General features: G+C 62.5%; 17 protein-coding genes and 1 pseudogene. 11 read left to right on the forward strand and 7 right to left on the reverse strand.

Annotated elements, in window-relative coordinates:
* Positions 1 to 107: 107 nt before the first annotated feature.
* Complete coding sequence (gene rnk / locus H3028_RS07615; RefSeq protein WP_181296426.1) at positions 108 to 515, forward strand: nucleoside diphosphate kinase regulator; 408 nt, start codon at positions 108 to 110, stop codon at positions 513 to 515.
* 29 nt (positions 516 to 544) lie between these two features.
* Here rnk and H3028_RS07620 read toward each other — a convergent pair whose 3' ends face one another.
* From H3028_RS07620 to H3028_RS07630, 3 genes and pseudogenes are all read right to left on the reverse strand, one after another.
* Complete coding sequence (locus H3028_RS07620; protein WP_181296427.1) at positions 545 to 3,376, reverse strand: class I adenylate cyclase; 2,832 nt, start codon at positions 3,374 to 3,376, stop codon at positions 545 to 547.
* Between the two features lie 183 nt (positions 3,377 to 3,559).
* The gene (locus H3028_RS07625; RefSeq protein ID WP_168425454.1) at positions 3,560 to 3,805 is read right to left on the reverse strand and encodes a TIGR02647 family protein; all 246 of its coding nucleotides are present in this window, start codon (positions 3,803 to 3,805) and stop codon (positions 3,560 to 3,562) included.
* A gap of 98 nt (positions 3,806 to 3,903) precedes the next feature.
* Positions 3,904 to 4,158, reverse strand: a pseudogene (locus H3028_RS07630) (hypothetical protein); the annotation flags it as partial.
* A gap of 157 nt (positions 4,159 to 4,315) precedes the next feature.
* Between H3028_RS07630 and H3028_RS07635 the strand changes: the two are divergent.
* Complete coding sequence (locus tag H3028_RS07635; RefSeq protein WP_181296429.1) at positions 4,316 to 5,281, forward strand: magnesium transporter CorA family protein; 966 nt, start codon at positions 4,316 to 4,318, stop codon at positions 5,279 to 5,281.
* On the opposite strand, the gene H3028_RS07640 is transcribed toward H3028_RS07635, so the two are convergent.
* The 3 genes from H3028_RS07640 to H3028_RS07650 form a co-directional block, all read right to left on the reverse strand.
* Positions 5,282 to 5,809: a hypothetical protein gene (locus H3028_RS07640; protein ID WP_181296430.1), complete on the reverse strand. Its 528-nt coding sequence runs from the start codon at positions 5,807 to 5,809 to the stop codon at positions 5,282 to 5,284.
* 155 nt (positions 5,810 to 5,964) lie between these two features.
* Positions 5,965 to 7,359 (reverse strand): argininosuccinate lyase, encoded by a 1,395-nt coding sequence (gene argH, locus H3028_RS07645; RefSeq protein ID WP_181296431.1) that lies wholly within the window; start codon positions 7,357 to 7,359, stop codon positions 5,965 to 5,967.
* Between the two features lie 167 nt (positions 7,360 to 7,526).
* Positions 7,527 to 9,458, reverse strand: a complete 1,932-nt coding sequence (locus H3028_RS07650; RefSeq protein WP_181296432.1) for a methyl-accepting chemotaxis protein — start codon at positions 9,456 to 9,458, stop codon at positions 7,527 to 7,529.
* A gap of 267 nt (positions 9,459 to 9,725) precedes the next feature.
* Here H3028_RS07650 and H3028_RS07655 point away from each other — a divergent pair, with 267 nt between their 5' ends.
* From H3028_RS07655 to H3028_RS07695, 9 genes are all read left to right on the forward strand, one after another.
* A complete protein-coding gene (locus tag H3028_RS07655; protein WP_181296433.1) occupies positions 9,726 to 10,808 on the forward strand; it encodes a sensor histidine kinase in 1,083 nt (360 codons plus the stop codon).
* Complete coding sequence (locus H3028_RS07660) at positions 10,805 to 11,551, forward strand: LytTR family DNA-binding domain-containing protein (protein ID WP_168426065.1); 747 nt, start codon at positions 10,805 to 10,807, stop codon at positions 11,549 to 11,551. Before H3028_RS07655 ends, H3028_RS07660 begins: the two co-directional genes overlap by 4 nt.
* Positions 11,552 to 11,704: 153 nt before the next feature.
* Positions 11,705 to 12,643 (forward strand): hydroxymethylbilane synthase, encoded by a 939-nt coding sequence (hemC, locus tag H3028_RS07665; protein ID WP_181296434.1) that lies wholly within the window; start codon positions 11,705 to 11,707, stop codon positions 12,641 to 12,643.
* Positions 12,640 to 13,410, forward strand: a complete 771-nt coding sequence (locus H3028_RS07670; protein ID WP_181296435.1) for a uroporphyrinogen-III synthase — start codon at positions 12,640 to 12,642, stop codon at positions 13,408 to 13,410. Before hemC ends, H3028_RS07670 begins: the two co-directional genes overlap by 4 nt.
* A gap of 16 nt (positions 13,411 to 13,426) precedes the next feature.
* Positions 13,427 to 14,668 carry a uroporphyrinogen-III C-methyltransferase gene (locus tag H3028_RS07675; protein WP_181296436.1) on the forward strand — a complete coding sequence of 414 codons (1,242 nt, stop codon included), beginning with the start codon at positions 13,427 to 13,429 and terminating at the stop codon, positions 14,666 to 14,668.
* Positions 14,665 to 15,903, forward strand: a complete 1,239-nt coding sequence (locus tag H3028_RS07680) for a heme biosynthesis HemY N-terminal domain-containing protein (RefSeq protein ID WP_181296437.1) — start codon at positions 14,665 to 14,667, stop codon at positions 15,901 to 15,903. The genes H3028_RS07675 and H3028_RS07680 overlap by 4 nt, the downstream gene beginning before the upstream one ends.
* Before the next feature lie 118 nt (positions 15,904 to 16,021).
* Complete coding sequence (locus tag H3028_RS07685; protein ID WP_181296438.1) at positions 16,022 to 16,513, forward strand: disulfide bond formation protein B; 492 nt, start codon at positions 16,022 to 16,024, stop codon at positions 16,511 to 16,513.
* Between the two features lie 256 nt (positions 16,514 to 16,769).
* Positions 16,770 to 17,237 (forward strand): sigma D regulator, encoded by a 468-nt coding sequence (gene rsd, locus H3028_RS07690; RefSeq protein ID WP_181296439.1) that lies wholly within the window; start codon positions 16,770 to 16,772, stop codon positions 17,235 to 17,237.
* A 102-nt stretch (positions 17,238 to 17,339) separates the two neighbouring features.
* Positions 17,340 to 18,098 (forward strand): AlgP family protein, encoded by a 759-nt coding sequence (locus H3028_RS07695; RefSeq protein WP_181296440.1) that lies wholly within the window; start codon positions 17,340 to 17,342, stop codon positions 18,096 to 18,098.
* Here H3028_RS07695 and H3028_RS07700 read toward each other — a convergent pair.
* Positions 18,077 to 18,553, reverse strand: a complete 477-nt coding sequence (locus H3028_RS07700) for a TIGR02444 family protein (protein ID WP_181296441.1) — start codon at positions 18,551 to 18,553, stop codon at positions 18,077 to 18,079. The two genes, H3028_RS07695 and H3028_RS07700, sit on opposite strands and share 22 nt — an antisense overlap.
* Positions 18,554 to 18,562 lie beyond the last annotated feature (9 nt).

Consider the following 18,562-nt stretch of genomic DNA (forward strand, 5'->3'; position numbering starts at 1 on the left):
TATTTAATGGGCTGTGATAGGGTCGAGTTCAGGTTTAAAAACCCCGCCTTCGGGCGGGGTTTTGCTTTTTTTGCCAGTCTACTTTCTAAAGGAGCTCACCCGGAGCCATGACCAGTGCACCGCCTATCATCATCACCCAACCCGATCTGCAGCGGCTCGAGCGGCTGCTCGATGGCCTGGCTGACTACGGTCCGGCCGCCGAGGCGCTCGAGGAGGAGCTGTCCCGTGCCCAGGTGGTGGAGCGCAGCGAGCTGCCCGCTGGCGTGGTGTCTATGAATTCTCGTGTCCATTGCCGCGAAGAAGGCAGTGGCAAGGATTATCACCTGACGCTGGTCTACCCACAGGACGCTCGTCAGGAGGGCACTGTTTCGGTGTTGGCGCCGGTTGGCACTGCGCTGCTGGGCATGAGCGTCGGTCAGCATATCGACTGGCCGACACCTGGCGGCAAGATCCTCAAACTCACCCTGCTGGCGGTCGAATATCAGCCGGAAGCGGCTGGTGACGTTAATTTGTAATGCGCGTTGGCGGCATCGCGCGGTCCTGGTCAGACCGACCGTAGCGCCTGATTGAGTGCAGTTTCGAGATGCGCCTTGTAGCGCAGGTGCTGCACGGTCTGGGTTTGCCCCCTGGCGTGCAGGCCGGACAGATCCAAGTCGGTGATGTAGCAGGGGTAGCGCTCGCCGCCACTGCGCTGGGCGAGAATGTAACGGGCCACGGCGGCGAACAATTCGGCGCCGTATTCCAGGCTAGAGAATTCCTGGTGGTTGCAATACAGCGTGACCTGCGAACGGCCTTTTTCGCTGGGCTCAATGATTGCCTGAATATCGTAAAACGGATCGCTGGCTTCCTCGCGTGGCGCCGCCCTTCGCTCGATAGACAAAGGGCGATCCGGTGCGGATTGTTGGAGCCGGTAGAACAGGATTTCCATCGCCGCGAGTCGGTGCTCCTCGAACGGCAGCTGGGTGGTACGACGGTAGCTCACCGACTGCAGGAAGCGCAGCAGCGGGGTCAACAGGCTCTGTTCGTCGCGATAAACCAGCTGCTGACGCCACAGCGCGTTGAACTCGTCCAGCACCGTCAGCTCCGCGAGCGCCCCCTGCACGCGATAGAACACCTGCAGGCATTGCGTTCTGGCCTGAGCCAGAATCAGCGAGAGGTCCTCGCCTTCCAGCGCATGACGATCCACGCGCACCGGTCGGTCCCGCTGGTGTGCCTCGCCCAAATATTGAACCAGCGCCTGCAGGTCGCCGAGCTTCGTGTGGCGGACGCTGCCTGGGGTCAGGTCGAACATATGGAACTGCTGACGAACCTGCAGCAGGTAGCGCCCATCACTCGCTTCGTCGAGGCAGCTCTGGGCGTCGCTGAAGAGCGTTTCCACCCGCCGCGCGATGGCCAGCCCGGAATGGCGGCAGAAGCAGCGCACCTGCAAACCGGGGCGTGTGCCGTTCGCGGGCAGCGCGTCGAGGTAATCGCGCAGGCACTCGGGCAGCGCTGAGGCGCCTTCGTAGCGGCTGGCGATCAACTCGTTCCAGCTGTTCAGAGTGAGCTGGTCAACCGTTAAAACCAGATTTTCCCGCGCCGCCCCATAGCCGAACGGATCGTTGCGCTCGTCGAGCGAGAGTGGGTACTCGGGGCTGAACGGGTCGAGCCCGATATTGATCAGCAGCAGCACCTGGGTCGGTATGGCCGCGGTCAACAGAGCAGGCTCTGCCACGGCAGTGAGCGGCATCGGAAACGCCTGGCGCAGGTCGGTCAATAGTGAGAACAGCTCGGCCTCGGTCAGGCCGCTATCGCCCGGGTGCAGCGCGATGTGGGTGGCGGTGTCGGCGATGCCGTTGCGATGGCACCAACCGAGCAGTGGTATCAGGTCGCGGGAGCGCTTCAACGGCGAGAAGTTTGCGACTTCCCGGGCGCTCATATTGCCCTCATAGAGCGCCCAGTAGATGTCGCCGACCGCATCGTAGCCCTGCACCAGCGTCAGGCTGTGTTCGGCCATGTCGGGAGAAATACCGAGGTTGATCGCCTCGATTTTGCCCGCCTTGCGCTCGATGGCAGCATGCAGGCGCCGGCCGAGCACGCCGAAATCGCGGCCATTGATGCTGCTGGTGATCTGTAGGCGTCGGGCGAACTCGCTGAGGAAGCGGTAACCATAGGTCAGTTCGTTGACCAGCGCCCGTCGCTCCTGATCGACCTGTCGAGCTTTCCACTGGCTGCGGCGGTCGAGCAGGGCGAACTGACGCTCGTCCCAGGCCCAGTCGCGGATGAGGCGTTCGAGCAGGCGCCGCTTCCAGCTTTTGTTGCGACTCACTGGTGGCTGGCTCAACGGTTTGTTGATTTTCAGATACAGGCAGCGTCGCAGCAGGGCCAGGCGCTCAAGATCGCCGCGGCCGGCGAGATACTGTTCAATACGGCGGTACGCGACGAGATAGGGGTCTAGGTCGTCTAGATCCAGGTGGTTGGCGTAAACCGCCTGCTTGAAATCGAGGCTCAGGCACCGCACCTGTGGATGCTCGCTGGCATACACCTCAACCAGCAGCAGCTTGAACAGCGACTTATAGGGTGATTCGATGGCTTTGTAGAGCTGCCACAGGCCCGCGCCCAAATACTCTCCCGGTGGAATGTTGCCGAGACTGCCGAGATCCAGCACCTCATCGCTGCGCACGAAGCGTTTGTCGAGCAGCGTGCGGGCGTAGTCGTGGTAACGATGTTCTTCGTAATCCGGCACCAGCCACCAGAGCGGGATGCGGCCGCCAAGCCAGATGGCGGTGCGGTAAAACTCGTCGAGCAGCAGGTAATGCTGGGTGGTGCCGCAGTCATCGGAGGTCAGTTTCGCCTCGCGTTCGCCCAGGGTGAAGCGCACCGGGTCGACCAGAAAGAAATGCGCCTCGCTGCCCTGGGTGGCGGCCCAGGCCTGCAGCTGATCACATTTTCGCTGCAACTCGTCGAGCTGCTGTTCAGACAAGTCAGGGTCGTGGCAGACCCAGACATCCAGATCGCTCTGCTCGTCCTGCGCGACGGTGCCAAGGCTACCCATCAGAAACAGGCCGAGGATCGGCTGTGGCGGCTTGCCGCGCAGCGGCTTGTAGGAAAACGAACGGCTCAGGCGCTGGGCCTCCGCCAGGGTTTCGGCGTCCGGCTCGAAGCCGGACAGCCCGGCTGGCGCAGTGCCCGAGACGTATCCCGGGAGGATCGGATGATTGACATGAAACAGCAGCGGCAACAGCTTGAGTACTGCTTGCTGGCGTGGCGACATAGCCAGTCGGGTGCGCTCCAGGCGACCGGAATTCACCGACAAAAAGCGCTCGCGGAGCGCGCCGAGTACCTTGCGGTCGATACCCTCTTCGAGTACGGGGCGGATTTCCTGGTGGCGAGTCATTCAGACAGTTCGTGAAAAACGGATGGGATTCCGCCCTGATGGAGCAGTAAGGGCGGAAAAGTAACATGTGCGAAGGCTGGAAGGAAAAGCCGCAACGGCCGCTGTGGCCGACTGGCAGCTGGGTTGCGTTGTGGCGAACGCTCCAGGCGCGGTACTCGTACTGCGGCGTCACCGACTGAGTCGTCAGGCTGGGACAGTTTCCGAAAGAATGGTCAACAGGACTTGCGCATGCTCGGCGGCATCGCGACCGAGGCTGGTCAGGTAACCGCCGTCTGGCTGGGTTGTCAGCCCCTTGGCATGCAGACGCTGGGCAGCGGCGATGGCTGTGTGACCGGCATCATGATGGACCTTGAGACCTTCGAGTGTGTTGTCCAGGTTGAACAGGCGAAGAATTTCCAGCTCGGCTACCAGTTCGGGGGTGTATGACATGTCTGATCCTCGGGTGGTGGGTCTGGGCCCTGTTTGCGAAGTGTAGATGCTCTGCGCGTGCCTGCCGCGTCGGCGGGTCAGGCAGACGTGCGTTCGGGTTATTCGGGCAGATCGGGCAGGTCGCGCAGCTGCGTTTCGTACCCTTCGGTATCGAATGGACGGTCTTGCTCGAGCATCTGCCGAATCTCGTGGGCCAGCACCAAAGCCATCATCTTGAGTATCTCGTCGCGCTCGTAGCCGACCAGCGTCAGCTTGTTCAGCGTAGCCTGCGTGGCGGCGGGCTCGCCAGCTTCAAGCTGGTTCTCGATCGCCTGGATCAGGGTTTCTTCGGCGAAAGTTTCATCGTCGTCGGAAGTAGCATCGGTCATGTCGCAACTCTCGTCAGGGAAGATCTCGATAGCGTGTTTCGCTGAGTAGCGGCAAGCTGGCATCGGCGGTGGGGCTGCCTGAACGCTTCGCTTGGTGCGGTTTCTACTCCTACTATGGACTATCGAGAGCCCGACTACCGCAATGATCACTCTGTACTGCCTAGAAAATGGCGCGCTGGTACGGCGCGTTACGGATAACCTGCAAACGTTGCCCGACAACGTCCTGTGGGTCGACCTGCTTTCGCCAGACCAGCAGGAGGAGCGCTTCATCGAATCGGCGTTGGGGCTGGATATTCCGACCCGCGAGGAACTGGCGGAAATCGAGGACTCATCGCGTTTTTATGATGAGGACGGTGCCATCTTCATGACCACGACGGTCGTGATGGGGATCGCCGAACGGCGTCCGGAAAATGCCGAAGTGACCTTCGTCCTCACCAAGCGCAGCCTGGTGACGGTCCGTTATAGTGAGCTCAGTGCGTTTCGCCAGTTCGAAGTCACGCTTTCGCGACAGCCCTCTAGCTATGCGACCAATCATCAGATCTTTCTCGCACTGGCCGACGCCGTGGTCGATCGCATTGCCGATGTGCTGGAAAGCGTTCAGATCGAGTTGCAGACGTTGTCACGGCGCATCTTCGACGAGCGAAAGGAGCAGCGCAGGGATCTGCAGCAGATCATTCAGCAGCTAGGGCAACATCGCTCGCTGCTGTCACAGCTGGGTGAAAGCCTGTTCAGCTCGAGTCGGCTGATTGCCTTTTATCGCCTACGCGCTGGCGAGCGCGGGCAGGGTGTTGCCAAGGGGCTGTTGAAGGCGCTCGAGCGGGACGTACGCTCGCTGGGCGAACACCAGGCGCGCCTGCTCGGTGACATTGCATTTCTGCTCGATGCCACCCTGGGCCTGATCAGCATCGAGCAGAACAGCATCATCAAGGTGTTCTCCATTGCCGCCGTGCTGTTCCTGCCACCGACTCTGGTTGGGACGGTCTATGGGATGAACTTCGAGCGCATGCCCGAGCTCGGTTGGCCGTTCGGCTACCCGATGGCCCTGGGAATGATGGTCATATCGGCGATCATTCCCTACGCCTGGTTCAAGTTCCGTGACTGGCTCTGATCAGCCGAAGAAATACAACACGACGCAAAAGGCGCCAAACAGCGCCCAAACACTGGCGAAAATCAGTGGAGTACGCAACGAGAAGAGCAGGGTGCGCTTGTAGCGATGGCCTCCTGCCGGACTGTTGCCCTCGCCGAAGAGGGCGGATTCCTGATTTGGCAGCAGGGCGGCATGCCCTTCGATTTGCAGCAGCTCGGCCTGTTTCTGATGCCAGCGCTCGATCACTTCGAAACTGGCCTTGATGCCTGGCATCGCGTGAAAGGATGTCAGCAGGCCGAGCCCAGCCAGGATTGCCGGAACCACCAGCCGAAACAGGCTGCCCCACTCCGGGTTGGTATTGGCCATGGACGACGCGAAGGCGATCATCAGGAACGATTGGGAGGACAGGTAAGAGCTGGTTCGCTCGCTCAGCACGCCGGATTCGAAATGAATTTCGGAGCGGTAGAACGTCAGTCGCTCCTTGGGCGAATCGAAGACTTCAGCGCCCTGAGTGTCCTGGTTCAGTAGTAGGGTTCTTAGGTCGGTCATGAGGCTCTCGAATGGCTGATCAGCGCGACGGGATAGTCGCGCTGGCTATCGAGTACAGTCCCGGTTACGCCTCGAGAGTTCCGGATTCGCTACCCGTCCGGCTGCTGGCGCGGTAACCGTACCGGAGTGAAGTTCGCTTCGCTCCGGCGTCCGCTTTATCGTTGGGCCAACAACGTCTGGCCGCGCTGGACCGCCTGCCTCACCTGATTCGGCGCGGTGCCGCCGATGTGGTCGCGGGCGTTGACCGAGCCTTCCAGAGTCAGTACGGCGAAGACGTCGTCGTCGATCTGGTCGCTGAACTGACGCAGCTCGTCGAGGCTCATTTCGGCCAGGTCCTTGCCACTATCGACACCGTACTTCACCGCGTGACCGACGATCTCGTGGCAATCGCGGAACGGCAACCCCCTGCGCACCAGGTAGTCGGCCAGATCGGTGGCGGTGGAGAAACCACGCAGTGCCGCCTCGCGCATGATTTCTCGCTTGGGCTTGATCGCCGGAATCATGTCGGCGAAGGCACGCAGGCTGTCACGCAGCGTGTCGGCGGCGTCGAACAGCGGTTCCTTGTCTTCCTGATTGTCCTTGTTGTAGGCCAGCGGCTGGCCCTTCATTAGCGTCAACAGGCCGGTCAGCGCGCCGAACACGCGGCCGGTCTTGCCGCGCACTAGTTCCGGTACGTCGGGGTTCTTTTTCTGCGGCATGATCGATGAGCCGGTGCAGAAACGGTCGGGCAGGTCGATGAACTGGAACTGCGCAGACGTCCAAAGCACCAGCTCCTCGGAGAAGCGCGACAGATGCATCATCGCCACCGAGGCGGCAGCGCAGAACTCGATGGCAAAGTCGCGATCCGAGACGCCATCCAGCGAGTTGCCGGAGATTGCCTCGAAGCCCAGCAATTCGCAGGTTATCTCGCGCTGAATCGGGTAAGTGGTACCGGCCAGCGCGGCCGAGCCCAGCGGCATGCGATTGGTGCGCTTGCGGCAGTCGACCAAGCGTTCGTAATCTCGCGAGAGCATCTCAAACCAGGCCAACAGGTGATGGCCGAATGTCACCGGCTGAGCGGTCTGCAGGTGAGTGAAGCCGGGCATGATGGTGTCGGCTTCCGCCTCGGCTAGGCTCAGCAGGCCCTGCTGCAAGCGGGTGATTTCGCCGAGGATGGTGTCGATTTCGTCGCGCAGCCACAGACGAATGTCAGTGGCGACCTGATCGTTGCGCGAGCGGCCGGTGTGCAATTTCTTGCCGGTGACGCCGATACGGTTGGTCAGTCGTGCCTCGATGTTCATGTGCACGTCTTCCAGGTCGACGCGCCAGTCGAAGGTGCCGGCTTCGATTTCTGCCTGGATCGCCTGGAGGTTGGCGATGATCTCATTGCGTTCGGCATCGCTCAGCACGCCGGCCTTCGCCAGCATCGTGGCGTGGGCGATCGAGCCCATGATGTCGTGACGGTAGAGGCGCTTGTCGAACTCGACGGAGGCGGTGAATCGGGCGACGAAGGCGTCGACGGGCTCGCTGAAGCGGCCGCCCCAGGACTGGTTGGTCTTGTCGGTGCTCATGAATGCGCTCGCTGAATCGGATGGGCGAAAGAAAGGCTGAATAATAACAGGGTTCAGTGACCCCTCGCCGGGCCGGCCGACTGCGCATCACGCCGGCGAGCCGTCGGTGGGGTAAGCATCACCGACGGGTTTCAAATGGGATTGCTGGGCAGAGCCCCTAGTCTGGATCAGGCCCTGAACTGGCCGAGGCTGGCGTCGAGCCGTTGCGCCAGTTTGCCCAGTTCCCGGCCGCTGGCGGCGGTGGCGGTGACCGCTTCTGCGGATCGCTCGGCCTCGGTCAAAATCACCTGTACGCGTTCGCGTACGCTGGTCGCGGTGCCAGCCTGCCGCTCGGCGCCACGTGTCGCTTCCTGTACGGCGTCGTGTACCTGCGTCACGGCGAGCTGCAAGGCCCGCTGAAGCTCGCGGCTGTTAGTAAGCGAAGCCAGGCCGCTGTCGGCCTGCTGGCCGGTGCTGCTGATCGCCGAAACGGCATCGTGGGCGCCTCGCTGGAGACTCTCGATATGCGCGCGGATATCGCCAGTCGATTGCTGGGTCTTGCTGGCAAGCGCGCGTACCTCGTCCGCCACCACGGCGAAGCCGCGACCGCTTTCGCCGGCGCGTGCCGCTTCGATGGCAGCGTTCAGCGCGAGCAGATTGGTCTGCTCGGCGATGCCTTGGATAACCGTTAGCACCACCTCGATCTGCTCACTCTGCTTGGCCAGTTTCTCGATCACGCCAGCGCTGCTCCGTACGCCTTCGCCGAGCGCTTCGATCGTTTTTTCGACCTGATTGGATATCGCCTCGTTGTCGCTTGCGGCCTTGCGGATTGATGCGACCTGCTCCAAGGCGGCCTGCATCGCCCTGCTGTCCTCCTGGGCGTGGCGAGTCATCTCGGCGAGCGCCTGCAGGCTGCCGGCGACCTCATCGCGCTGGCGTCCGGCGGAGGCCGCTGCCGAGGCGCTACGGGTGCCCAGCGCGTCGATTTCGGCGCCGGTCTGCACGGCGATGGCACGCGCCTCTTGGACGATGGGTTGAAGCTTGGCCAGGAACAGGTTGACCGCATCGGCCATGTCGCCCACTTCATCAGCGCTATGAATCTCCACGCGCTGGGCGAGATCGCCGTGGCCTGCCGACAGGCCTCGCAGCGCTGTCACCAGCAGGCCCAGGCGGCGCAGCACCTGGCGGCCCAACACCAGGGTGACGGCAACCAGCAGCAAGGCACCGGTCACCGCCAGGCCGAGGCTGATTTGCCATAGCAGGGTGGTTGATGAGCGCTTTACGGCCTTCTGGCTGTTCGCATCGATGGTTTCGGCCACGCCGGCAGCCGCGGCTAGGCGTGCTCCCAGGATTTTCGCGCTGTCGCTCGCGGTGGCGGCGAGGCCTGTTTCGACCAGGCTCGCGGTACCGGTGATCAGCGTCTGGAAGCGGCTGTTGAACGCGCTGAGCTCGGTGCTAACCGCTGATGTAGAAAGGCCGAGAATAACCTGCCCGATCTCAGCACCCTTGGGGTTGATGGCGGTCTTCGCGAGGTAGAACGCCGGATCGTTCTCGGCCGCAGACAGGACCTTGTCGAATGCGGTGCGACCATCGCCCTTATCCAGCAATGCCTTGACCCTCGGATCCTTGCGATTCAGATGGCGGGTGAGCTGATTGCCATCGGCATCGAAGTAGACGACAAAGACCACAGCCGGGTTCTGGTGGGCCATCCTGACGAACTCCGTCAGGGCAGGAATATCGTTGTCCCAGATCGCCGAGGGCGCGACGCCAGCCAGCAGAACGGCCAAGTCATCGCCTGATTGCTTGAGGTGGCGTTCAAGCACCTCCTGCAGTTGCGTCTGCTCGGCGGTGAGCCGCTGTGTCAGGCCCTGCGCGAGGTCGCCCTGCATGCGTTCCGACAGACTGGATAACCCGTTGCGTACTTCCACATCAGCGGACTGGAGCTCGCCCAGCAGGCGCGCGGCGTCAGCGCTCAGGCTTTCTTGCATCTCCTGCTCCAGTGCCCCGATTGTGCCGCGCGTCAATGCAAGGGCGACCATTACCTGGACTATGACGGCGGCAAGCAACGTGAGGAAAACCGGACGCAGCAAGCGGCTACGCAAAGAGGAAAACAGCAGCACGGCTCATACCTCCTGCCGCAACGGCAGTCAGTGGTTGATGGGGTTTATTGATATTGTTATGCCACTATTTTGATATCGGCACGTTCGGCCATCTGTTTAATTAATTTTTGCCGTCCGGCTGAGTATCCGATGTCGCACTAAGAAGTTGCGAAGGTCGATCACAACCGATTCGCAGCAGGTCGCATAGACTACGCATGCAGCTCACGCGCATTCCGCGCCTTTCGGTCTGTTCATTGCGTGGGCCCTGGCCGCGCGGAAACTCGATTCATGCAAATAAAAAGGCTTAACCGGCCACGTGCCGCCGCTCCGGCGGATGATTTTTTCGTGCCAGAACTGTGCGAGCCTGAAGCGCTGCTCGGCCTGGTTTTGCTTGCCGAATTACTGGTGCTCGTCCTGGTGCTGGCCGAGCCGATGCAGCCGGGCTTCAACTGGATGCGCCTGGCGTTAACGTCGCTGTTCGTGCAGTGGGTGATGCTGCTGGCGGCCGGCCTGACTTGCCAGCTGCGGCCGCTACTGGCGCGATTGTCGCCCTGGATGGCGGGGCTCGTCTGCTGCGCTCTTGTGGTCGGGTTGACGCTGGCGTGTACCGCGGTGGCCGATATCTACCAGTTGGGTGGTCCGCTGACGCGCGTCGGCGAGGTGAATCTGTATCTGCGACACGCGCTGATCAGCCTGATCATGTCCGGGTTGCTGCTGCGCTATTTTTATCTGCAGAGCCAATGGCGGCGACAGGAGCAGGCAGAGCTCAAGGCGCGCATCGAGTCGCTGCAGGCGCGTATCCGTCCGCATTTTCTGTTCAACAGCCTGAACAGCATCGCCAGTCTGGTAGTGACCGATCCGGGCAAGGCCGAGCAGGCGGTACTCGATCTGTCCGACCTCTTCCGTGCCAGTCTGGCGCGTCCCGGTACACTGGTGCCCTGGTGCGAGGAGCTGGAGTTGTCGCGTCGCTACCTGTCGATCGAGCACTACCGCCTGGGCGAGCGGCTGCAGGTCGAGTGGCAGGTCGATGGCGTGCCGGATGATTTGCCGATTCCCCAGCTGACCTTGCAGCCGTTGTTGGAGAACGCGCTGATTCATGGGATACAGCCGCGAATCGAGGGTGGGGTGGTTTGCGTGGCGGCGCATTATGCCGATGGCGTGTTTCATTTGGAGGTCAGCAATCCGTTCGATGACACCGCTAAAACGCTGCCGTCCCGGGGCACTCAGCAGGCTCTGCACAATATAGACGCACGACTAACGGCACTTTTCGGTCCCGCAGCGAGTCTCAGCGTGAAGCGGCGTAACGCCCGTTACTCCATCTGTCTACGCTATCCGTGTGCGACACAAAAGCAGGAAGCCAGATCCATATGAATGTGCTGATTGTCGATGACGAACCTCTAGCCCGCGAGCGCCTTGCCCGACTGGTAGGTGACCTTGACGGCTATCGTGTCCTGGAACCTTCCGCCTCCAATGGCGAGGAAGCGCTGTCCCTGATTGAGGAACTGCGTCCCGATGTCGTGTTGCTGGATATCCGTATGCCAGGCCTCGATGGCCTTCAGGTCGCAGCCAAGCTCTGCGAACGTGATGCGCCCCCCGCCGTGATTTTCTGCACGGCCCATGATGAATTCGCGCTGGATGCCTTCCAGGTCAGCGCGGTTGGCTATCTGGTCAAGCCGGTACGTCCGGAACACCTCGCCGAGGCACTGAAAAAGGCCGAGCGCCCGAACCGGGTTCAACTCGCTGCCCTTACCCGGCCTGCGGCCGTTTCTGGTACCGGGCCGCGCAGCCACATCAGCGCCCGGACCCGCAAAGGCATTGAGCTGATTCCGCTGCCTCAGGTGATCTACTTCATTGCCGATCACAAGTACGTCACCTTGCGTCACGAAGGCGGGGAGGTGTTGCTGGACGAGCCGCTGAAGGCGCTGGAGGACGAGTTTGGCGATCGTTTCGTGCGGATCCACCGCAATGCGCTGGTCTTTCGCGACCGCATCGAGCGGCTGCAGCGCACCCCGCTTGGTCATTTCCAGCTTTTTCTCAAGGGCCTCGAAGGCGAACCGCTGACGGTCAGTCGGCGGCATGTCGCTGGCGTCCGCAAATTGATGCAGAACCTCTGAATCGCGTTTTAGCCGCAGGCGTGAACGTCTGGAACAGCCCCCGTTTCGTACGGGGCGCTGGGCATGCGCTGTCGCCTTTCCTTGCTTCGGGCCAGCCCGGTGGCGAGGCCCGGCCTGTTATCATCGGCGGCAGTTCAATTGCAGGAATCGCCCATGTCTCGCGAAATTCGCATCGCCACACGCAAGAGTGCGCTGGCCCTTTGGCAGGCTGAATACGTCAAGGCGCGCCTTGAAGCCGCTCATCCCGAGGTGACCGTCAGCCTGGTACCAATGGTCAGCCGCGGGGACAAGCTGCTCGATGCGCCGCTGGCGAAGATCGGTGGCAAGGGGTTGTTCGTCAAGGAATTGGAAACGGCACTGATGGAGAACCAGGCGGATATCGCCGTGCATTCCATGAAGGACGTGCCGATGGAATTTCCTGAGGGGCTTGGCCTGTATTGCATCTGCGAACGTGAGGATCCACGTGATGCCTTCGTCTCCAATGATTTCGAGAATCTCGATGCGCTGCCATCCGGCGCGGTGGTGGGCACGTCCAGCTTGCGTCGTCAGGCGCAGCTGTTGGCGCGGCGCCCGGACCTGAAGATCCAGTTCCTGCGTGGCAACGTCAACACCCGTCTGGCCAAGCTCGACGCTGGCGAATACGACGCCATCATCCTCGCCGCCGCCGGCCTGATTCGCCTCGGGTTTGGTGAGCGCATCCGCTCCAGCATCAGTGTCGAGGACAGTCTGCCGGCAGGTGGCCAGGGCGCGGTTGGCATCGAGTGTCGCACCGGCGATACCGAGCTGCACCAGCTCTTGCAGTGCATGAACGATCCGCAAACGGCGCTGCGTGTCAGTGCCGAGCGAGCGCTGAACCGCCATCTGAACGGCGGTTGCCAGGTGCCGATTGCCTGCTATGCAGTGCTTGAAGGCGATCAGCTGTGGTTGCGTGGCCTGGTTGGTCAGCCGGACGGCGCCTTGCTGCTGCGTGCCGAAGATCGGGCCCCGGCGGCCGAGGCAGAGGCCCTGGGAGTGCGGGTTGCCGAAGCACTGTTGGCGCAGGGAGCGGCAAAGATTCTGCAGGACGTTTACGGCGAGGCCGGCAAGGCGTGAGCGGCTGGCGTCTGCTACTGACGCGTCCCGCTGAAGAATGCCTCGCCCTTGCTGCGACGCTGTCCGAGGCCGGTATCCATAGCGCCAGCCTGCCGCTGCTCGCCATCGAGCCGCTGGGAAAGGCGGCCGAGCAGCGCGCCACGATGCTGAAACTGGACCAGTACTGTGCTGTGGTGGTGGTGAGCAAGCCAGCAGCCAGGCTGAGCCTGGAGCTGCTCAATGGGTACTGGCCGCAGCCGCCGGTCGGTCAGGTCTGGTTCAGCGTCGGCGCCGCCACCGGTGCCATCTTGAAAGACTACGGTCTGGATGTCAGCTGGCCTGCTAGCGGTGACGATAGTGAAGCGCTGCTGGTTCTACCGCGCTTGGCCGAGGCGCTCGATGTGACTGAGCCAAAGGTCCTCATTTTGCGCGGTGAAGGCGGGCGCGAGCATATTACCGAGACGCTTCGTCGCCGTGGCGCTCAAGTGGACAGCCTCGAATTGTATCGGCGCTACCTGCCTGACTATCCCCAAGGGGCGCTGGTTAAAACCCTTCGTTCGGAACGGCTGAATGCCATGGTGGTCAGCAGTGGGCAGGGTTTGCAGTCGTTGCACGAGCTGGCGGGATCCGACTGGCCCGCGTTGCGTGAACTACCCTTGCTCGTACCCAGCCCTCGTGTGGCCGAGATGGCCGCGACCTTGGGCGCTAAAACAATAGTGGACTGCCGCGGTGCCGGAACCGCGGCTTTGCTGGCGGCGCTACGGGAAAATCCCGCACCCGCCTCCTGATGCAAAGGATGGAAACGTGAGCGAAGTAGATTCCGATAAGGCAGCGCAGCAACCTACGGGCAATGATCCCGTCGCCCCACAAAAGCCCGTCAAGAAAGAGCCCCCGAAGGATTCGAAAGAGCCGCCGAAGACTCCGCCGCCCAAGACGTCGCCTGCAGCCGCCTCCGACTCCCATGGTGGCGGCAAAGCGCTGGCCGGCCTCGCTCTGTTGGTCGGCCTGGCGGGTCTGGCGGCCGGTGGTTACAGCGTCTGGCAGACCCAGCAGCTGGCCGAGCAAGAACGTCAACAAGTCGATGCTGCTCAGGCGACGCGCGAGCAGGCACGTCAGCTGGATCAGCGCAGTCAGCAGCTGGCCAGCCGTCTCACGCGGCTGGAGCAGCTGCCTTCGGCGGAACAGCTGGAAGACCGCCGCCGCCTGCTTTCGGAGCTGCAAAGCGATCAGCAGCGCCTCTCGGGACGGGTCGAACAGGTGCTCGGCGCCAGTCGTGAGCAGTGGCGGCTGGCTGAGGTCGAGCACCTGTTGCGTATGGCGATGTTGCGCTTGTCGGCCATGCAGGACGTGAACAGCGCTGAGTCGCTGATCGCTGAGGCCGACCTGATCCTGCGCAAGCAGGACGATCCCGGTGCGTACGGCGCACGGCAGAAACTGCTGGAGGGGCTCGAGGCATTGCGCAGCCTGCCGGAATTAGACCGCACCGGGCTGTTCCTGCAACTGGGCGCCTTGCGTGGACAGGTCAATCAGCTCAGCGGTCTGGCCCCGAAGTTCGAAAACGGCCCTAGCCAGTCCGCGACGCAGGGCGAAAGCCGCTGGCGGCAATGGCTGGACGAGTTGACGCGCTACGTCCGGATCGATTTCGATGCTGGTACCGATGTCAAACCGCTACTCGCTGGCCAGAGCCTGGCACAGGTGCGACTGGCTCTGTCGCTGGCTATCGAGCAGGCGCAGTGGGCCGTGCTCAATGGCAACGAGGAAGTCTATCGGCAGTCGCTGGATCAGGCTGCTCGGTTGATCGAGGACCATTTCAGCGAGGGGAATGGCCAGAGCCGCGGTCTACGTGATCGCATCGAGCAGCTTGCAAAACGGCAGGTCTCAGTCACGTTGCCGGACCTGGCGCCTGCCCTTCAGGCCATTCAGGCCTATGTGCAAAAGCGAGAATCTGCCGGAAACAGTGAGCCTGCCGAACGCGGCGAGCCAGCTGGCGAGGCCGCGCAACCGGCTGAAGCCGAGCAGACGGCAGAAGGGGATCTGCGCACATGAAGCGATTGGTGATTTTTGCTGTAATCCTGCTCGCGATCGCCGGCTTTCTCGGCTGGGCCATCTATCAGGATTCCGGATACGTCCTGATCAGTTATGACCGCTTTCGTTACGAGTCGAGCTTCTGGATTTTCCTCGGTCTGATCGCCTGTCTCTGGCTATTGGCCATGGTGCTTCACTGGCTGCTCGGGTTGCTTCATGCGTCCGGCACGCTGGTCAATCCCTGGTCGCGGCGCCACCGCGCGCGGCGGGTCGCCAAGGCTTCGCGTTCGGGCCTGCGGGAGTTGGCCGAAGGGCAGTGGAGCCATGCACTAGGCCATCTGCGCATCGCCGCCGAACACGATCGCCAGCCGCTGGTGCACTACCTCGGTGCTGCCCGGGCGGCGAGCGAGCTCGGCGAGCATGAGCAGAGTGATGAATTGCTGCGCCAGGCCCGCGAGCGTGAACCAGCGGCCGGACTGGCCGTCGGTCTAACGCGGGCCCAGTTGCAGATCGCGCGGGGCCAATACAGCGAGGCGCGGGAGTCCCTGACGGTGCTGCACAACGAGCACCCACGTCATCCCTATGTGCTGACACTGCTCCAGCAGCTCTATGTGCAGCTGCAAGATTGGCCTGCGCTGTGCCGGCTGCTGCCGGAGCTGCGCAAGCACCGTGTGCTGCCGCCGGCACGGCTGGACGAGCTGGAATTGCTGGCCTGGACTGCTGCCCTGGAGCAGGTCGGTCAAGTGCAGGGTGTTACGCCGGAGGATGCGCAGCAGGCGTTGAATCAGCGCTGGCAATCCGTGCCGAGCAAACTGCGTAACGAGCCGCTGCTGGTGCGTGCCTTTGCCGACGGCTTGAGTCGGTCGGGCGCGGACGAGAAAGCGGAAGAGGTGCTCCATGCAGCGCTCAAGCGCCAGTTCGATGACCGCCTTGTCGAGCGATATGGTCGCGTTCGCGGGCGCGAGCCAGGGCGCCAGTTGGCCAACGCGGAGGCCTGGCTGAAGGCGCATCCGGAAAATCCCGAACTGCTGCTCGCGCTGGGCCGCCTGAGCCTGCGTAACGAATTCTGGGGCAAGGCGCGTGACTATCTGGAAGCGAGCCTGCGCCTGGAGCATCGTGCCGAGACCTGCGCCGAATTGGCTCGTCTGCTCGCGCAGCTTGGCGATAAGGAACGCAGTAACCGGCTGTTCCAGGAGGGGCTCGGGCTCCTCGATCAATCCAGCGCCAATCGGTTGCAGGTTATCAGCAACGGCTAGCGATTTGCGGGGCGCGGGGCTGTAGGCCATTCCGCGCCCCGCGTCGATTTACCGTATGGCTTGCAGCCCGCCGCGTGCAGCACTACCGTAGCGAACTTTTCCTGTCTGCGGAGTCACCATGAACCTGGCCAGACCACGTTCGCTGTTTCTTCTGGCTTTCATCGGCTGCGCGCTGATGATGATCGCTGCGCTGTATCTCGAGCATGTAGTCGGGTTGGCGCCATGTCCCCTGTGCATAGTTCAGCGCATCTGCGTGATCGCCTTCGGTCTGGTCTGCCTGATCGCCGCGCTTCACGGGCCGCGCAAGACCGGCCGCCGTGTTTATTCGGTGTTGGCGCTGCTGTTCGCTGCTGCAGGCGGCGCCACAGCGATACGCCAAATCTGGCTGCAGAACATGCCGGCCGATCAGTTGCCGAGCTGCCTGCCCAGCCTCGACTACATGATGGATGCGCTGCCGTTCCAGGAGATCGCCCGCCTGGTGCTCCACGGCACGGCCGAGTGCGCCGAAGTCAGTTGGACGCTGCTGGGCATGAGCATTCCGGAGTGGACCTTGTTGGCGTTCATTGCGATGGCTCTGCTCTGTTTCTGGCAGCTGCTGCGGCGCGATTGAGACATTTTGTCGGGGTGGGCGAATGATCGCTGCGCTTGGCGGTCAATGGACCAGAGCGAAGCGATCTGCTCCTGCCGGCTGGCTGGATGAAAATTCATCCCTACTGCTTGATGCTTCGGTCGCCGCAGCTTAGTCTGCTCTGGCAGCGTCGGTTTTCTGCCAATTTCGCTGCCACTCACCCAAGGCCGATATCCCAAGACAAAAAACCGTCTCGGAAGGCGCAACAGGCATCATCGATTAGGGAAGTGAGGTCATCATGCTCGAGAGCTGTCGGAACGCCCAGGAACGCTGGGGAGGTGTGCACCTGCTGATCGACCGCTGGCTGCAAGAACGCCATGCCTTGATCAATGCATTCGATGGACTGCATGTCAGCGACGCCGCCACGGCGAGTCGCTCCGCCTTGCAGAAGTTCTGCGAAATCCTGCTCGACTATGTGTCGGCTGGGCATTTCGAAATCTACGAGCAGCTGCTCAATGAAGCCGAAGCATTCGGCGACAAGCGCGGCCTCGACCTGGCCCGCCAGATCTACCCGCGCATCGAAGCCATCACTGAAGTGGCGGTGGCCTTCAATGATCGTTGCGATAACGGCGATTGCCTGAACAGCCCAGGCCTGCCGGACGAGTTGAAGCGTCTGGGGCAGCTGCTGCATGAGCGTTTCGAACTCGAGGATTGCCTCATCGAAGTGCTGCACACCGCGCACAAGCAGGCGGCTGCGACGGCCTGATCCGTGACCCAGGTGAGTGGGGCCGCCATGCTGTATGGCGGTCTGTTGGTGGATTTCTGGGAACGTCAATCCGGCTGACCCATCCCGTCAGGAGGCGGCTTCATGCCCGCAAAGAAGGACTCGGTCACCACGCCGCTGCATCTGCTGCAGCAGTTGTCGCACAGCCTGGTGGTGCATCTGCAAAAGGCTTGCAGCGAGGCGCAGAAGGACGCGGAAGTTCTGCTGGCCAAGCTTGAGAAGCAGCGCGGCAAGACGCAGGAAAAGGTCGTCAAGGCGCGCGCCAAGCTCGACGATGCCGGCGAGGCTGGCAAATCGAAGGCGCAAGCCAAGGCCCGCGCCAAGCTGGCCGAGCTGGACGAAATGCTCGCTGTGCTGCAGGCGCGGCAGAGTGAAACGCTGAATTACCTCTCTGAGTTGAAGCGTGATGCGGAGCAGAGCCTGAAACTCGCCCAAGGCATCACGCAGGTCGAAAACGCCGCGGGCCAGGCCTTGGCGTCACGCGCCAAGCCTGCCGCCTCGCGCGCCACGGTTCGGAGCAAGAGTTCTTCCAGTACCTCCACGTCTGCGGCTAGCAAACCGGCACCAGGCGAGATTTCTACCAGTGCTTCGCGTCCGGCTACCAGCCGCGCCAAACCCGCCGCAGCCAAGAGCAGCGCCGCGATGAAGTCGGCCGAAGCGAAGGCGCCGGCTACCAAGGCGCCCAGTGCTTCTCGCCGCCGTCCCGCCAGCAAGGCTGGCAAGCCGGCTCCAGCCGCACCGCCCGCTTCGGCTGCCAAGCCCGCGCCGGCGAAGAAGCCTGCAGCCCGCAAGCCGGCCGCAGGCAAGCGCGAAACCGTAGATCAGTCTCCGGACGCAAGCTGAGTCGCAGCCGCGCATCGCAGTGTCCTCAGCGATGCGCGCGGCTCGGCGCTGAGGTCGGCGCAGAGCTGATCCAGCCAATCGGCCGACCCGCGGCTTGCCGACCAATGCTCCGCTACTGACTGCAAACGATGAAGCTGGATCTGCTCGGCCTCGAGCTCCAACTGCTTGATCCGACTACGTAGACTCGCCAGATCGCTGTCCCGGTCGGCTTGCTCACGCCAGCTTTGGCGAAGGCCCCGCAGCGGGGCAACCACTTGAGTTCGCCAGTCGTCACTGACGGCCTTCAGCTGCTCGAGCCGTGCGCCATCACAGGCGATGCGGCGGCATTCCAGCCAGGCGCCGGCCAGCAGCAGACAAACATCCGCGCCGGCCGTTTGCAGTTCGAGACAGGCGGCTTCCACGCCAGGCTGGTCGTAGCAGGCAAGAGCAAAGCTCCAGAGATCGTCACGCTTCATAGGGTCGGT

The organism is Pseudomonas sp. Q2-TVG4-2 (assembly GCF_013620795.1).
Taxonomy (GTDB): domain Bacteria; phylum Pseudomonadota; class Gammaproteobacteria; order Pseudomonadales; family Pseudomonadaceae; genus Stutzerimonas.

Excerpts from the sequence above, each read along its gene's own strand:
- rnk (WP_181296426.1), top strand. The coding sequence starts at position 108 with ATGACCAGTGCACCGCCTATCATCATCACCCAACCCGATCTGCAGCGG.
- H3028_RS07620 (WP_181296427.1), bottom strand. The coding sequence starts at position 3,376 with ATGACTCGCCACCAGGAAATCCGCCCCGTACTCGAAGAGGGTATCGAC.
- H3028_RS07625 (WP_168425454.1), bottom strand. The coding sequence starts at position 3,805 with ATGTCATACACCCCCGAACTGGTAGCCGAGCTGGAAATTCTTCGCCTG.
- H3028_RS07635 (WP_181296429.1), top strand. The coding sequence starts at position 4,316 with ATGATCACTCTGTACTGCCTAGAAAATGGCGCGCTGGTACGGCGCGTT.
- H3028_RS07640 (WP_181296430.1), bottom strand. The coding sequence starts at position 5,809 with ATGACCGACCTAAGAACCCTACTACTGAACCAGGACACTCAGGGCGCT.
- argH (WP_181296431.1), bottom strand. The coding sequence starts at position 7,359 with ATGAGCACCGACAAGACCAACCAGTCCTGGGGCGGCCGCTTCAGCGAG.
- H3028_RS07655 (WP_181296433.1), top strand. The coding sequence starts at position 9,726 with ATGCAAATAAAAAGGCTTAACCGGCCACGTGCCGCCGCTCCGGCGGAT.
- H3028_RS07660 (WP_168426065.1), top strand. The coding sequence starts at position 10,805 with ATGAATGTGCTGATTGTCGATGACGAACCTCTAGCCCGCGAGCGCCTT.
- hemC (WP_181296434.1), top strand. The coding sequence starts at position 11,705 with ATGTCTCGCGAAATTCGCATCGCCACACGCAAGAGTGCGCTGGCCCTT.
- H3028_RS07680 (WP_181296437.1), top strand. The coding sequence starts at position 14,665 with ATGAAGCGATTGGTGATTTTTGCTGTAATCCTGCTCGCGATCGCCGGC.
- H3028_RS07685 (WP_181296438.1), top strand. The coding sequence starts at position 16,022 with ATGAACCTGGCCAGACCACGTTCGCTGTTTCTTCTGGCTTTCATCGGC.
- rsd (WP_181296439.1), top strand. The coding sequence starts at position 16,770 with ATGCTCGAGAGCTGTCGGAACGCCCAGGAACGCTGGGGAGGTGTGCAC.
- H3028_RS07695 (WP_181296440.1), top strand. The coding sequence starts at position 17,340 with ATGCCCGCAAAGAAGGACTCGGTCACCACGCCGCTGCATCTGCTGCAG.
- H3028_RS07700 (WP_181296441.1), bottom strand. The coding sequence starts at position 18,553 with ATGAAGCGTGACGATCTCTGGAGCTTTGCTCTTGCCTGCTACGACCAG.